The organism is Filimonas lacunae (assembly GCF_002355595.1).
GTDB lineage: Bacteria > Bacteroidota > Bacteroidia > Chitinophagales > Chitinophagaceae > Filimonas > Filimonas lacunae.
The window spans coordinates 3,049,437-3,065,243 of record NZ_AP017422.1 but is presented as its reverse complement, the minus strand read 5'-3'; the positions used below and the strand labels follow the sequence as shown (position 1 = coordinate 3,065,243).

Here is a 15,807-nt window from a genome sequence, read left to right as displayed (position 1 = left end):
GTAATACTAACGGGGAAAACTAAGCTCATATATACCCGCCCAGAGCTTTCCGGTAACGTATACTTTATCATTTGCTGCATCGTAGGCAATGCCATTCATTTCAGCAGCCTGGGCATTCCTGTTCTTTTCTATAGTAAACAGGGAATTCATGTCCAGCTTGCCCACCACTTTACCGGTTGCCGGATCTATTTTAACGATGAAGTTGGTAGTCCACACATTGGCGTATATATACCCCTTTATCCATTCCAGCTCATTGATATAGGTGAGAGGAACGCCGTTTTCTGTTACAGGCAGGGTTTTCACAGGCTTTAGGGAGGTAGTATCCAGCCAGGTAAGCTTATCACTGCCATCACTCATAATAATAGAAGCGCCATCAGTAGTTAAGCCCCAACCTTCTTTATTGGTGTAAGTAAAGCTTCCCAGTTGTTTAAACGTGGCAGCATTGTAAATAAAACCGGTTTGATTTTTATAGGTAAGCTGGTATATTTTATTATCCACCAACACAATGCCTTCGCCAAAAAATTGCTTTCTGTCCAGCTCAGCTTTTACAGCAGGCTTACTTTTTTTCAAGTCATAAGTAACAATCAGCGAGCGGGTATCGGGTAAATCGTCCGGCGAACCGGTGCCTTCATATATCAGGCCGTTATGCATAAAAAAGCCTTCTGTAAAGAAAGATTTATCATGAGGTAAACTGTTTACTACATGAGCATCTATCCATAAAGAAGGCGCGGCAGGTTCTGTATTATCCGTGTTGTTACTTTCTGAAGAGTTATTACAATTTTGGAAAGCCAGACAAATAAATAAGGCAACTGCCAGTTTTCTAATCATGTTTATTGCTATTTGGGGCCTACTGTATTACAGCTTAAAAAGCCAAAATAGTAAAAAACAGCTATTAGTTGGTTTTAATATTTTTACTGCCATCCTCCTGTAAAAAGAAACGGAAGGTTAAATAGGGGGCAGGCCAGTACAAATCGGTTACTACAGGCGGATTGCCTTTGTAAATGTTCAACAGTTCCAGTTTTGCATATTTACCGGAGGCAGTACGTAATACAAATGTCCTGTTTTTAATAGGCACCGCTATGTGATTGTCTAACGAGTAAAAGAACCAGCCACCTGAAGAGCCCACTTCCCAGCCAATTTTGGTAAGCGTGGCATTGTCAAACTCCGCATCACTAGGGGCCGTTGTTACTTCATTATAAGGTTTATCTACCTGTATTACTGCACCTTTTCCTGCACCACCATAACCAGGGTTATAAGCATAACCACCATAGTTAACATATACTTCGGAGTTATAAGGGCCGGTAAAAGCCAGATCCCAATTCAGGCTGGTTTTAGTAGCATCCGTAATGTCTGCTTTTTTACCGGTAGCCAGGTTAAAATACAAAGTTTTAAAAGTATTGCTGCCCCCTTCACTCATGTTAGCAGTGGTATCACCCGGCAAATCTGTAACGATGATACTTATGCCATCTTCTAAACCGGGGTTGTCATTGCTTTTGGTGCAGGAACATACAATCATTGCCATACCAATGGTAAGCGTAGCTATTCTCATTATTATTATTTTTTATCTTGTTCAAAACATTTCCATATCAGGCCTGCCATAATAATACGGCCGGGTTGTGCAGGCATTAAATAATCTGTATAGTTGGCTATATTATCTATCGAAAACTGTAAGGTCACCTTATCATGCAGTAGTCTTTTCTGCAACGATGCATTAAGCAATACATAACCATTTACAAAAACATCGTAAGGGTCAATAAAGCCATTGTTATCGGTATCTAAAAAGCCATATTTACCACGGTAATTAGCTCTTACCGAGCAATTCAAACCCCAGGGCTGTATCTCATAAAATACCTGCACATTAGCCATATGCCTGCTCCGGTTAGGCAAACCAAAATAGTCGGCAATGGTAGAAGCGCGTATGTTGGGCGAGCTTCTTACGGTAGCATACCGTGTATGTCCATTTTTAATGGAATCTATTACCCCCGGGTCTTTCGCATACAGCAACTGATAACCCGCTGTTATCGTTAGCCCTTTTGCCGGACGCAGTGTTACACCAGTTTCCAGACCTTTGGTATAGGCATTGGCCACGTTTACATAAGTATACAACTCAGCTCCGTTGGTTTTAATACCTACCTGCTGATAGTTAATTAAATTATTGATCCGGTTGTAAAACAGGTTCAGGTTTACATCTATACAAGAAGCGGGCTTAATAGTAAACCCTGTGTTATAGGATACCGATGTTTCTGCCTCCAGTGGTTTTACCGTAGCAGCAATAGGCCATAACTGTTGCACAATTCCTACGGCCTGTAACTCCTTTACACTTTCCGAAAACACATTGGCCCCTACAACGGTATATCCTCTTGTTATGTTGGTAAATACCTGGTATAGCTGCTTGTAGTCAGGGCTTTTATATCCCATCCCCAAAGCAGCCCGCAAAGTAAGCCACCGCAGCGGGCTATAATTAACGCCTACACTGGGGTTAGCCTTGCCGCCATACAGGTTGTTGCCATCGTAACGCCCTCCGGCAATCATTTCCAGGTTAGCCAAGGGTTTGTAGTTGGCCTGGGCGTATACATAGTAATTATACATATGTCCACTGGCTCCGGATGTTCTGGAGTTAAGGGCCATGTATTCACCACCAGCTCCGCCAATCAATCCCAGGCGGTTATCCCATACATCACGGGCTGCCTGCCATTCTACCCGATGCACATATTCCTGGAATTCATCCGTTTGCGTATTATGACTTCCATTCAATAATTTAATATGCTGTTTGCTGGTATAACGGGTAAGGTAATAGCGGCCTATAATACGGGTATTATTATTTAACCGGTTGCTGAGTGCCACCATGCCATTAAAATCAGTTTCATGCAATACGTCCAGGAAGGGCATTACACCGTAGTCGCGGGTCATTTCAGAAGAGCGGCCTGAGTAGCGTGCACTTATATGCAATGTTTTTTGCGGTGTAAGCTGATACCTGCCACGCAGCCATAGGGAAGGACTGCTATAAGGCGGCGCGGTTTGGCTACCTTTTTCCAGGTAAGGGTTTACATTAAATCCATCCGTACGATAAAAATTACCGGAAAAGAACACTGCACCTTTGTTTTTGAATAAAGGAGATTCACCTTCCAGTGTATTATTCCAGGTACGATAGGTTCCATACTGCGAGCCCACACGCACCTGCGCATGATCTGAAAACTGGCGGGTAATAATGTTTACTACACCACCCAGCGCATCACTTCCATACAAACTGGAAGATGCCCCTTTAATAATTTCGATGCGATCTATATTAGAAATACTAATACGTGATAGATCCAGGTTACCACTGTTACGCCCGGCAAGTGGTTGTCCATCAATTAAAACCATTATATATTCCGAGCTGAAACCCTGCATCTGTAAGCCTACCGATCGGTTACCTGCGCCTAAATCGCTTACCACCGCCAGTCCGGTTTGCTCACGCATTACCTCATCTAAGCGACGGCTGCCCATCATGGCAATAGTTTTGCCATCTATCACTGCCGTAGGCATAGCTATCTGCCTGAGCGCTATTACATTATCAGTTTTTATATATTTAGTATTTTCCGATCTAACCGTTACCTTATGCAAGGTAGTGTCCTCCATTGTTTGAGCGGCAACCGGTAACAGAAACAGTAATAAAAATCCTGTTGTAACAAGTGCTTTACCATTTCGGTTTTTATGCAGTGTCATCGTAAGCGTGTTATGGCTATTTGGCTGCAAAGTTCCCTAGCATCATCTACCATGCACGGAATTATTAATACCACAAACGGAATTAATCGTCGATTTTATACAGGCCAACTATGCTTTTCCCTATTTCGACAATAAAATTCTTCATAGCGTGTGTGCATTGCCTGCCAATAGATTTAATATTGTTTTACATTCTTATGACAAATACATCCGATAACCAAAGCAAAGCACACTAATCATGTATTGCTTGTTTAATATAGATAAGGGCAAAAATGGTTTTGCAGAAAGCAGGAGATCCATTGATAAACACGGACACCAGGGTACTATACACGAACTGGTAAGCCCGGGTATAAGCCTGGGGTATTATAATATACAATCGGTACAGGCAGGACAGGTGATTATTAATAATCAAAAACCTTTTATCCAGTGCAGTTATACTATCAGTGGTATAAAAAACTATACTATTAATAATGGCCAGCAACTGGCCGCTTTTTCGGGGCAGGATTATAATTACCTGTTCCTGAACAACCAGGAAGTAACGCTGAACTGGCAACCGAATGAAAAGCTGGAGATATACGAACTGGGTATAAGCCCTGAGTTGTTTTTGCAATATCTGCCGGAACAACATCCTTTTTATAATGTATTCCAGGAATCATTACAGCAGAATATAGCTACTCCCATGAGCCGCTTTAACCTGCCACTGTCCCGCAATTTCTGTGATATATTACGCCAGATGACACACTGCCCGCTGGAAGGTCGTTATAAGGAGCTGTATGTAAAAAGCAAAACGCTGGAATTACTGGCTTTTCAGCTGGAACATTACGAGCAGGTGACATCAGGCAACCAGCGTGCCAGCGACCATAAGAACACATTGAAAAAAGAAGATGTGGAACGCATGCACCATGCCCAGCATATTGTAATAAATAACCTGGATAGTCCTTGCTCTCTTATCGATTTAGCACACCAGGTTGGCACTAACGAGGCCTATCTGAAAAAACATTTCAAGCAGGTGTTTGGCAACACGGTGTTTGGCTATTTGCAAAACGTAAAAATGAACAAGGCCAAAGAAATGCTGACAGATGGAAAAACAGTAGCGGAAGTAGCAGACTATATGGGTTATAAATACTCCGTACACTTTACACGCGCCTTTAAAAAATACTTTGGCTATCCACCTAAAGAAGATAAGAGGTAGTTATGGCCTTTTCCTGATAAGGTATTTTTTCCTCCGTTAATGATGAACAGAGTAGTGGAACTTTATCTTAAAAGAAAAACACCATTTAAGATTATGTGCACTTATCAGTACCTCTATTATAAAGAAAACGTAGGATACATCAGTTTATGCAATGCCTGCAGCAACTTACATATTGCTTATGGTAACTTCCTGCTTACCTTGCCACAAACGGTTTTGTCCGACTTACAGCGGGTGCTGGATGCCTACATATTCGAGTTTCAGCATACCGGCCTGCCCAATCTGCGACAGATATTCATCCCTATGCCTTATATGAACATGGCGTTGTATTTAAGCCTTACCGAGGTAACAGAGCTGGCTTATATGATAGATGCGGCTGATAGTGAATTGCAGGCCGTGCATATGATGCAGCTGCTTACCACCCCACACGAATAACTCAAAAGAGGAGGGAGGTTACACAGACTATAGCGCCCCGGCTTTCCAATCAACTTCTTTGTAACTTTATGTTACAAAGGAAGATAAGTTATGGAGTTAGGTATAAGTACTTTTGGAGAAATTGTTCCCGATAACCTCCCCGGCAATGCCACCAACGCACACCAGCGCATGCAGGAACTGATAGCAGAAGCCAAACTGGCCGATGAATTGGGTTTACATGTGTTTGCACTAGGCGAGCATCACCGTCCCGATTATGTAATATCCGCCCCCGAAGTGGCACTGGCAGCCATTGCAGGCGCTACAAAAAACATTCGTTTATCCAGTTCGGTAACCGTATTAAGCTCTGCAGATCCGGTACGGGTGTTTCAAAATTTTGCCACCTTAGACCTGGTATCTAATGGCCGGGCTGAGATTATGGCAGGCCGCGGTTCCTTCATTGAATCTTTCCCACTGTTTGGCTTTAACCTGGACGATTATAACCAGCTATTCCAGGAAAAACTGGATCTGTTGCTACAGATCAATAAACAGGAGCACATTACCTGGAACGGAAAATTCAGGCCCAATATTGTACACGAAGGTGTATATCCCCGCCCTTTACAAAACCAGATACCTATCTGGATAGCAGTGGGTGGCACCCCAGACTCTGCGGTAAGAGCAGGCTTTTACAACCTGCCTATGACCATAGCTATGCTGGGTGGGAAACCCGCACAGTTTGTACCGTTTATACAATTGTATCGCGATTCAGCCCAAAAGGCGGGGCATGACGTAAGCAAACTGCAACTGGCAGCCAACGGGCATATGTATATAGCGGATGATGCAGAACAGGCAGCAGATGAATTCTGGCCTACTTACAGTAAAATGATGAACCGCATTGGACGTGAACGTGGCTGGAGCCCGATTACACGCGAGCAATACGAATACATGCGTCTACCGGATGGGCCGCTGTTTGTAGGCGATGCCCAACAAATTGCAGATAAAATTGAATACGTACACAGCTTGTTTAATAACACCCGTTTTCTGGCACAAACCATTGCCGGAGACATACCACACGAAAAATTACTGCATTCCATCCGTTTGTTTGGAACCAAAGTAGCCCCCGTGATTCAACAAAAGATTGGATAAAATGATAATCCCCCAACCGTACAACAGTTGGGGGATTTGCTTTAATGGCGATTTGCCTATACTCTTTCTCCCACAATATTATCAAAAGCGCCCACGGGCTGCAATTGTGGTTCTCCCTCGGCCACACCGGTATGAATAAAGCTCACCAGGTCTTTATTCAATGCATCTTTATGCGTATAAAACAAGCCATGCGGGCCCCCTTTATATACCACCATTTGTGCATCAGGCAGCAGGTTATGTGTTCTTCTGCCACTTACCTCAATAGGCACTGTTTTATCATCATCACCATGAATAATTAAAACAGGTACATTAATAGCCTGTACATCTTTTCTGAAATCAGTGCTGGCAAAGGATATTGCACATTGCTGTGTAGCAATAGGAGAGGCCAGTGACGCTAGGGTACGATAATATTCCAGTAAAGGGGTACTTACCGGATGGTTAAGCATGCCAATGCTAAAGAACTGTTTGCCAAAACTGTCCAGAAAGGCAATCCGGTCGTGTTTTATATCCACCAGCATTTTATCAAAGATTTCTTTATCGGCGCCTTCCGGATTATCAGAGGTTTTTAACATATAAGGTGTTACGCTACTTGCCAGCACTACCTTAGATACACGTTTACCTCCATACTTTCCAAAGTAACGGGCCACTTCACCGCCACCCATAGAAAAGCCTACCAGCACTACATCTTCCAATTGCAGTGTTTCCAGCAATATGTATAAATCTTCTGTAAGCGTATCATAATCATATCCTGTCCAGGGACGACTGGATTTACCAAAGCCCCTGCGGTCATAGGTGATACAGCGAAAGCCCTGCTGAATCAGTTCTGTTACCTGGTATTCCCACATATCACCCGATAAAGGCCAGCCATGAACAAATACAATAGGTTGTCCAAAACCTACATCTTCATAATGTAAGTGCACAGTTTCATTTTCTGCGATATTGTTGTTAATAGTAATAAAGCTCATACAATAGCGTTTTAATGTGTAATGGTGTTACTCCCTTCGCAGCAGTAAAAAAGCATACCATCCGACTATTCCATGGAAAAGCAAAGGAGATGCTATTCGAATGGTGTAAATTATCAACAAGCGTAAAGTTCTGGGGTTTGTACAGGACAATATATAAATTTTTCACAATAGCAACCACCCCGGCATTGATAGTATAAATACCTTAAATACAATCAGATAGATTATTTTTTACGCAATTACCGCCAGCGTTACCCAGCCCCTTAAACAAGGGAAAATGCAGTTTAGCTATTTGCCGGTTCAACTGCAAAGCACACATTTGCATAGTATTTATACGATTTATTGATAATAAGTAATACTTATTATATAACTAAGGAAAACCCTAACTCTAAACTATGTTAAAAACAAAGCAATTAATTGCTTTGGTAGCAGTGTTACTACTACACACCTTACCTGTGTTGGCACAAAAGTCGGCTACCATTGCTTTTACAGATACTGCTGCTGCCAAAGCAGAAGCAGAGAAATTTGTACAACAGGTAGAGCAGTCTGGAAAATGGCTGGATCAGCTTACTCCCTCCGATTTAAATGAACTTCCAGTAGGGCTTTCCGCCAAAGTGAGTAACGTTACTTATAAAGTAGCTATCAGCAATGCTACATTTTATCCTACCTATGCCGAACTCACTGTATTTGCCCGAATAGAGATACCCCAAAATCCCAAAAAGATTTACTTTGGAGTAAGTGGGCTGAAGCTGTCTTATGAAGGCGGAATAGTGGGAGATGCCCGGTTGGTATTGTTAGGCGACATTCCCATCCCCATCAATAATGGTAATGCAAAAGTTACCTTAAAAGGTAGCCTGGATATGAAAACAGGTAAGGCTGTTGAAAACCTTACTTATGCCACCATTGATTGTAGGGGCGTCAAAGAGCTGGGTATAACAGCTGATATATCTTTCCCCAGAAACATACTGATACCCTGTGATAAAAACGGGGCAAAAATAGCAGGCGACAGCTGTGTATCTGCACGTTTCACCACTATTGTAAGCGACTGGAATGATATGCTGGCCACTGTTAGCCTGCCCGACTTCCAGGTGAATAAACTGGAAGATGTAGTATTTAAAATCAAAAATGCCACGTTCGATTTTAGTGATGCACGTAATAGCAGTAATGTAGTATTTCCATCAGGCTACCAATCCAAATACCTGAATGGCTATCCCGACGTAGCTATGTGGCGCGGCATTTATGCTTCAGACATAGAAGTAATGCTACCCAAAGCATTTCAAAAAAGAGGGAATACCGATAGAGTCCTATTTGGCGCTAAAGATTTACTGATAGATAATAACGGGGTATCGGGAAATATATATGGCAAAAACATTATTCCTTTTGAAGAAGGTAATGCAGGTGGCTGGCGTTTTTCGGTCAACGAATTTCATCTGTCATTAGAAGCCAACAGCCTTGCAGGCGCAGGCTTTACGGGTAATATAGGGTTGCCTGTTGCAGATAAAGATTCACTCAGCTACGAAGCGGTGATTACACAGGATAACCAATACTGGCTTACGGTATCCCCTAAAGGAAAAATGGATTTCAGTATGTGGCAGGCCAAGGTTGTACTGGATTCCAATTCATATGTGAAGCTGCGCGTGGCCGATGGTAAATTTTTACCCGAAGCCAACCTCTATGGCAACGTTACTATAGAAGCTAAAACCAAAGCCACTTCCACTAAATCTGTAGCACAGTTTAAAGGAGTTACTTTTAAAGGCTTACACATTCAATCTGTTGCACCTTACTTAAAGGTAGATTACTTTGGATATAATGGCACTATTGGTATTGCCGGCTTTCCGGCATCTATCGACAGTATCGTGCTTACTGCTAATGGCAAGCAGGCCAACCTTAGCTTTGGTTTAAATGTAACCTTACAGGATAATGCTTTTAAAGCAAGCACCCGTTTAAATATCGCCACCAATTTTACAGATGGCAATTACCAGGGCTGGGAGCTGGGTAAGGTTTCTGTAAGCCGTATCAGCCTGGAAAATATTGATCTGGGTGGTATGACGCTTAGCGGCGGTATTGAACTGCTGGAAGATGATCCTACTTATGGCGATGGCTTTGGTGGTAATATTAAAGCCAAGTTTAAACCGCTGAATGCGGAGGTGTCTGTAAAGGCATTGTTTGGAAAAAAAACATTCCGCTACTGGTATGTAGAGGGTAGTGCTAAATGGGCACCCGCCCTGCCTATTATGGGAGGCCTTAACCTCAAAGGCTTTTGCGGAGGCGCCTACTACCGTATGCTGAAAACCGGCAGTGGCAGTGGTAGCGGTAATAATAGCGTAACAGCCGATTACAAACCCGACTCAGCCATGGGTCTGGGTATCAAAGCAGGCATCTTCTTTACCGTAGGCAGTGAAACAGTAGTAGATGGCATGGCCCAGTTTGAAGTAGCCTTTGGCAAATCAGGCGGCATGAAATACATAGGCGTTTTTGGTAACGCTAAAATTATGGGTAAGCTGCCGGGCATTGCAGGCGATATGGTAGAGGAGGCGCAAAACCTGTATAAAGATATTACCAGTGCTGTAGCCAGTCAACTCGAAAATTTGAGTGACGCCTTAAAGCTGGATAAGATAGCCGATCTGCAACAGCTGGCCATTGAAGATAAACAGGCGGCTGCGGCAGCAGTACCCACCACTTCCGAAAAGCCGGAGAACAGTACCGGTATATCAGCCTACATGGGCATGAGCTACGATTTCGATGCTAAAACATTCCACGCCAACTTTGATGTATATGTCAACGCTGCCAAAGGTTTGCTGCAGGGTATAGGCAATAACTATCGTGCCGGCTGGGCAGTACTACATTTTGCTCCCGGAGAATGGTACATACATATGGGTACGCCTACTGATCCTATGGGCATTAAGTTTGGTATCGGCGGGTTTAGTATCAGAACAGAATCGTACCTGATGATTGGCGATCATATACCCGGCTCTCCTGCACCACCGCAGGAAGTGGCAGATATATTGGGGGTAGAACTGAGTTCGCTGGATTATATGCGTGATGCCAATGCACTGGGAGAAGGCAGAGGATTTGCCTTTGGCGCTAAAGTAAAAATTGAAACAGGCGATATATCCTTCCTTATTCTCTATGCCAATTTAAAAGCAGGGGTAGGTTTTGATGTGATGTTGAAAGAATACCCCGGCGTAACCTGTGAAGGCAGCAATGAACCTATTGGTATCAATGGCTGGTACGCGAATGCCCAGGCATATGCCTACCTGCAGGGCGAAATAGGGGTTAAGGTAAACCTGTGGTTTATGAAACTGCGTGTTCCGGTGGTGCAAGGTGCGGTAGCCGCGTTGTTACAGGCCAAACTCCCCAATCCCAGCTGGTTTACCGGTTATATAGGTTTACAGGTAAATGTGCTGGGTATTATTTCGGGTAAAGTGCGGTTTAAGTTAACCCTGGGTAATGAATGTAAACTGGTAAGCAACGAGGCAACTACCAGTGTACTGGGCACCAATGTCATTTCTAATATTACCCCCCGCGATAGCGTGAATGTAGATGTGTTTGCTGCACCACAGGTAGCATTCAATTTCCCGATAGACAAAGAGATACGTCTGCCACAGGAAGGTGGGGGCGAACAGGTATATAAGGTGAAGCTGGAACAATTTACAATGACCAGTAATAACACCGCCGTACCTGGTAAAACAGAATGGAACAACGGAATGGATCTGGTAAGCTATTACTCAAACGAAATACTGCCTTCCAAAACTGCCATGAAGGTGTATGTGAAAGTGAGCTTCCTGGAATATAAAAACAATAGCTGGCAGTCGGTATATGTAGAGGGTAAGAAGGCCGAAGAAGAACGCACACTCAACTTTATAACAGGCGACCGGCCCACTACCATACCTATGACCAATATTGTGTACAGCTATCCGGTAGTAGACCAACGCTATTTTTATAAAGAAGAATTTAACCAGGGATATATACAGTTGAAACGTGGGCAGAACTATCTGTTTAATGTAGAAGGATATAACCAGAAGCTGATAGCCGTTTCGGATGATGGCACGCAAATCAACTTTCCCTTCCGTTACGATTCAGCCAGCGCCAGGTTGCTATTCAACATCTATTCCCTGGCCAACACCAAAAGCTACTCCTTACAATTAAACAGCTATAAGCTGGGTACAGGAGTAGCTGCAACACCTACTACCACCCAAACCTCCACAGATTTAGGAGACGCCGGTACTGTAACCGTGAAAAATAACACCGCGCAGGATGTAATCAGAGACGATGTTGGACTGGAACTGTTAAGCTACAATTTTGCCACCAGCGCCTTTAACACCTTTGCGCAGAAAATGGGCCGCCAGCCGGTAGTCAATACCTACTGGGGTAAAGTAAGCAGTGATGTCATATTCCTGCAGGCGGTGGTAGAAGCGCAGGAACCATTTGAAGAAGCAGAGCTGAATGGCACTACTTATACCAACAATGCACCACTGGTGCAGCCATTGGCCATCACTTCAGATGACTACTTTACGCAGGACATCTGGCCATTGAACTATAAAGAGTACCCCGCGGGTGGCGTGGTTTATTTAACCCGCGATACAGCCATACTGGGACTTGCACCTGTAAAAGCGTTACCGGTAACCGAAAGCTACCGTAAAACCATTGTGGCGGGTAACTATACGGATGCAGCCGTGTTAAAACGTTTGCCTTACCTGTACAACCTGGTAAGCGTGTATAAAGATGATTACCTCGATTTACAAAATCAGGTTGCCAACCAATACTTAGGCACACCTGTGTCGACTAAGTTTACCCGTTTTATCACCGGATATTTCCCCTTCCTGCGCCAGGGCTTTTACAAGGTCAATTACCGGTATATACTACCCGGTAACCAGGCAGGTAGTTCCTCTATTGTTCAATATCAGAATCCTATTCAATAACCGGCACCATGAAAGAAATAATGAAGTATACACTGGTTACTGTGGCTGTGCTGTTGAGTATTATAACGGTCAACTATGCACAAAAGAAAGCGCCGCAGCTGGTAATGGCTGCCCGCGCTATCAAAGACAGCAACAGCATATTGGTGCGTTGGGCACCGGGTAATGCCGCGATGTGGAGACAGGGCATTACTTCCGGTTTTATCCTGGAACGTTATGCAGTAAGCCGCAACCGGCAGCCGCTGGAACAACCGGAATACACCCTGCTAACCCCACAACCCATAAAACCGGCCCCGGTAGAACAATGGGAGCCTGTAGCCCAGCGCAACAGCCAGGCAGCCATTATTGCACAGGCTATCTATGGAAAAGACTTCCAGGTATCGGCCGACGACAGTAAAGGGCTTGCTAAAATATACAACCAGTCACTGGAGATAGAACAACGCTATACCTTTTCATTATATGCAGCAGACATCAGTTTTGAAGCCGCATTAATGGCAGGGTGGGCATTTGTAGATAAGCACATACAACCCGGCGTACGTTACTTTTACCGGATAAAAACAGTGCCAGGAGCTGCACATGCCGATTCCAGCGGAGTGCTGGTAAATGCCGGTGAAACAGAGGCATTGCCGGTGATTACTCAATTATCAGGTGCCTATGGCGATAAAACCGTTATGCTCACCTGGGATTATTCACTGTATAAAAGTTATTACACTTCTTATTTTGTAGAAAAGTCTGTTGATAACGGCAAAAGCTTTCAGCGCCTTTCCAATGTGCCGGTTACCAATCTGAACGGGAATGGCGACAAGCCTTCTTCCCGTATGTATTTCATGGATTCCCTCGCTGATAATGAACAGCAGTATCAATACCGTATACGTGGCATTTCTGTTTTTGGCGAAACCGGGCCACCCTCTGAAATGGTGAGTGGCAAAGGCAACGCCCAGCTGGCCTACGTACCTAATATGAAAAGATATTACATAGATAAAGCCGGTAAACTGCAACTACAATGGGAGTTTGATGAGAAGGGTAATAAAGAAATCACCGGCTTTAGTATAAACTATGCAGAAAGAGAAAACGGTAAGTATGTTACCCTGGTAAAGAACATTGCGCCTACCGATAGAAAACTGTCTTACGAAAAACCACCAGCATCTGGCTATTATACCATTACGGCACTTACCGGTAATAAGGGCAGCCGTACTTCTTTTCCTGTGCTGGTGCAGGCTATAGACAGCACACCGCCTGCCGTACCGTCCGGCTTAATGGCCGTTGCCGATTCCAACGGGGTGGTTACGCTAAAATGGACAGCCAACCGCGACAAAGATTTGCTGGGGTATAAAGTATTCAGAGGCATGCGGCTGGAAGAAGAGCTCACGCCGCTGGTAGACTCCATATGGTATGTAAACAAATATTCCGATACACTAAGCATGCGCATGAGCAACCCCAAGGCTTATTATGCGGTAGCGGCACTGGATAAGCGTTATAATCAGTCAGCCCTGTCGCAGGTGGTAGAAGTGAAGAAACCAGCGGTAATCCCTCCGTCACCACCTGTTATCAGCAATTATACCGTTAAAGGCGATTCTATTGTTATCCACTGGATCAACAGTTCGGATAAAGACATTCAATCGCACACGCTGTACAAACGGGAAGCCGGAGCAGCTAACTGGCTAACCGTTCAGGCTTTTCCCGGAAGAGTAACGGCGCGCTATGCGGATGCCGATGTGGCTGCCGGCAAGGAGTATACCTATATGCTGGAGGTAAAGAATGAAGCAGGTCTTACCGCCCGTAGCGAGCAGCTGACAGTTACTGCCAGCACGGCTCCCTCTAAAGGAAACAGCCTTACCCGTTTATATGCAGTAGCCCATACAGATAAGCGACTGGTAGAAGTAACCTGGGATGACAAGCTGAACGGCGTAACAGGATACCAGATATATAAAGCTTCCGGCGAAGGCAGATACGCTTTATGGAAAACCATTCCCGCCGGTGAGAAGGGGCTGTACGATACAGAAGTGAAACCAAATACGCTGTATAAGTATGCGGTACAGGCTTTATTGCAGGGCGGCACTTTCAGCGATATGAAAACTGTATCGGTATTGTATTAACGGATTAAATGCAGATGAACACCATGATGCAAACCTTTTTATATAAAATACCACGCTTTTGCTGCATGACACTGCTGATACTGGCAGCATGCAAAAAAGAACAGCGGATACTGGTTACCGCCAGTTTTGATTACGCAATAGCTAATGAAAACATTACTGTTCCGGTGAAAGTGAACTTTACCAATAACAGCACAGGGGCCGATTCCTACTCGTGGACGTTTGAAGGCGGCACACCCGCCACTTCCTCCCAAAAGAATCCCGGCACCATTGTTTTTGCTACTGCCGGTTCGCATAAAGTAGTACTGGAGGCCTGGAACAGGGACGACCGCCAGCGCAAAGAAATGCTTATTCAACTGGACAGTGCTGTAACCGTTCAATTCGATGCAGCCGTAATTACAGATTCTATATCACCGGTAAAAGTTGCCATTACCAATAACACTACAGGAGGCGGTAGTTTTCAATGGACATTTGAAGGGGGAGAGCCCGCCAGTTCTTCTGCGCAACAACCTGGAGAAGTATTGTTTACCACTGCCGGTGCGCACACCATTACTTTAACCGTAAGCAATGGCAGCAGTACATTCAGTGCTTCCAAAACCATACAGGTAGCACCTGCACTGGAAACCGCCTTTACCATTGTACCCTCTTTTGAAGATGCCGATTATGAAGCGCCTTTAACAGCCACCTTACAAAATACGACCGTAAGCGGACTTACCTGGAAATGGGAAGCCCCCGGCGGAACCATCAGCAACGATACCGCCCGCCAACCGCAGGTGAGCTATACACAGGCCGGCACTTATACCGTTACGTTAACTGCTTCCAATAACAAAACCAGTCAGCGCATCAGCCATAGCATAACCGTAAAAGCCAATACCAACCTGTTAACTTTTACAGATATTTCCTTAGGCATTAACACAGCACACAGCAGTATTGGTAGCTTTTTCAGCACCAGCCTGCGCCGGAGTTTTACCTCTGCCGATGATATGAGTGTTAACGGCAAAGACATTGACATCGTCTATTTTGGGCTGAATCAGCAATTCAGTTACAATAAGTTCCTGAGTCCCGACTCTGCCGATGCCTATACATTTGAAAAAATACCGGGCGCACAACCCGTCACCTTTATCAACTCACAGGAAGGATGTAACTGTGGTCTGCAGGTAACTGCCACCGATTTCGACAACATGACCAGCGATGCCTTGCTGCAGCCCCTGACAATAGCAGCCAATGCCAACAGTAATGCGCCTTTCTCCAATGCAGTAACGCCGCGTATCATTCTGTTTAAAACAAAGGACGGGCGTAAGGGAGTTATTAAAATAAAATCGTTTGTGCAAAGCGGTCAGGGGTCTTACATCGTCACGGATATTAAAGTACAGAAAACCCCATAA

At 44.4% G+C, this 15,807-nt stretch carries 10 protein-coding genes; 6 read left to right on the top strand and 4 right to left on the bottom strand.

The features are described 5' to 3' along the window. Positions 1-6: 6 nt before the first annotated feature. The 3 genes from FLA_RS12245 to FLA_RS12235 all read right to left on the bottom strand — a co-directional run bounded on the left by FLA_RS12245 (position 7) and on the right by FLA_RS12235 (position 3,705). Complete coding sequence (locus FLA_RS12245; RefSeq protein WP_076380766.1) at positions 7-828, bottom strand: glutaminyl-peptide cyclotransferase; 822 nt, start codon at positions 826-828, stop codon at positions 7-9. Between the two features lie 64 nt (positions 829-892). Then, on the bottom strand, positions 893-1,549 hold the full coding sequence (locus FLA_RS12240; protein ID WP_076380765.1) for an HmuY family protein: 657 nt from the start codon (positions 1,547-1,549) through the stop codon (positions 893-895). A 5-nt stretch (positions 1,550-1,554) separates the two neighbouring features. After that, positions 1,555-3,705: a TonB-dependent receptor plug domain-containing protein gene (locus FLA_RS12235; RefSeq protein WP_076380764.1), complete on the bottom strand. Its 2,151-nt coding sequence runs from the start codon at positions 3,703-3,705 to the stop codon at positions 1,555-1,557. A 235-nt stretch (positions 3,706-3,940) separates the two neighbouring features. Between FLA_RS12235 and FLA_RS12230 the strand changes: the two genes are divergently transcribed. The 3 genes from FLA_RS12230 to FLA_RS12220 all read left to right on the top strand — a co-directional run bounded on the left by FLA_RS12230 (position 3,941) and on the right by FLA_RS12220 (position 6,448). Beyond that, positions 3,941-4,894 carry a helix-turn-helix domain-containing protein gene (locus tag FLA_RS12230; protein ID WP_076380763.1) on the top strand — a complete coding sequence of 318 codons (954 nt, stop codon included), beginning with the start codon at positions 3,941-3,943 and terminating at the stop codon, positions 4,892-4,894. Between the two features lie 93 nt (positions 4,895-4,987). Next, complete coding sequence (locus FLA_RS12225) at positions 4,988-5,326, top strand: DUF6686 family protein (RefSeq protein WP_076380762.1); 339 nt, start codon at positions 4,988-4,990, stop codon at positions 5,324-5,326. A 90-nt stretch (positions 5,327-5,416) separates the two neighbouring features. Beyond that, a complete protein-coding gene (locus tag FLA_RS12220) occupies positions 5,417-6,448 on the top strand; it encodes an Atu2307/SP_0267 family LLM class monooxygenase (protein ID WP_076380761.1) in 1,032 nt (343 codons plus the stop codon). A 56-nt stretch (positions 6,449-6,504) separates the two neighbouring features. Here the strand turns inward: FLA_RS12220 and FLA_RS12215 are convergent, their stop codons facing one another. Beyond that, positions 6,505-7,413: an alpha/beta fold hydrolase gene (locus tag FLA_RS12215; RefSeq protein ID WP_076380760.1), complete on the bottom strand. Its 909-nt coding sequence runs from the start codon at positions 7,411-7,413 to the stop codon at positions 6,505-6,507. A gap of 392 nt (positions 7,414-7,805) precedes the next feature. On the opposite strand from FLA_RS12215, the gene FLA_RS12210 reads away from it, so the two are divergent. Genes FLA_RS12210 through FLA_RS12200 form a run of 3 tightly spaced genes read left to right on the top strand, consistent with a single transcriptional unit; the run spans position 7,806 to position 15,807 of the window. Then, complete coding sequence (locus tag FLA_RS12210; RefSeq protein WP_076380758.1) at positions 7,806-12,332, top strand: hypothetical protein; 4,527 nt, start codon at positions 7,806-7,808, stop codon at positions 12,330-12,332. An 8-nt stretch (positions 12,333-12,340) separates the two neighbouring features. Beyond that, positions 12,341-14,425: a fibronectin type III domain-containing protein gene (locus FLA_RS12205; RefSeq protein WP_076380757.1), complete on the top strand. Its 2,085-nt coding sequence runs from the start codon at positions 12,341-12,343 to the stop codon at positions 14,423-14,425. 8 nt (positions 14,426-14,433) lie between these two features. Next, on the top strand, positions 14,434-15,807 hold the full coding sequence (locus FLA_RS12200; protein WP_084206374.1) for a COG1470 family protein: 1,374 nt from the start codon (positions 14,434-14,436) through the stop codon (positions 15,805-15,807).

What these genes read in the sequence shown, in the direction of transcription:
- FLA_RS12210 (WP_076380758.1), top strand. Translation starts at nt 7,806, where the DNA reads ATGTTAAAAACAAAGCAATTAATTGCTTTGGTAGCAGTGTTACTACTA.
- FLA_RS12245 (WP_076380766.1), bottom strand. Translation starts at nt 828, where the DNA reads ATGATTAGAAAACTGGCAGTTGCCTTATTTATTTGTCTGGCTTTCCAA.
- FLA_RS12230 (WP_076380763.1), top strand. Translation starts at nt 3,941, where the DNA reads ATGTATTGCTTGTTTAATATAGATAAGGGCAAAAATGGTTTTGCAGAA.
- FLA_RS12220 (WP_076380761.1), top strand. Translation starts at nt 5,417, where the DNA reads ATGGAGTTAGGTATAAGTACTTTTGGAGAAATTGTTCCCGATAACCTC.
- FLA_RS12240 (WP_076380765.1), bottom strand. Translation starts at nt 1,549, where the DNA reads ATGAGAATAGCTACGCTTACCATTGGTATGGCAATGATTGTATGTTCC.
- FLA_RS12235 (WP_076380764.1), bottom strand. Translation starts at nt 3,705, where the DNA reads ATGACACTGCATAAAAACCGAAATGGTAAAGCACTTGTTACAACAGGA.
- FLA_RS12215 (WP_076380760.1), bottom strand. Translation starts at nt 7,413, where the DNA reads ATGAGCTTTATTACTATTAACAACAATATCGCAGAAAATGAAACTGTG.
- FLA_RS12200 (WP_084206374.1), top strand. Translation starts at nt 14,434, where the DNA reads ATGCAGATGAACACCATGATGCAAACCTTTTTATATAAAATACCACGC.
- FLA_RS12205 (WP_076380757.1), top strand. Translation starts at nt 12,341, where the DNA reads ATGAAAGAAATAATGAAGTATACACTGGTTACTGTGGCTGTGCTGTTG.
- FLA_RS12225 (WP_076380762.1), top strand. Translation starts at nt 4,988, where the DNA reads ATGTGCACTTATCAGTACCTCTATTATAAAGAAAACGTAGGATACATC.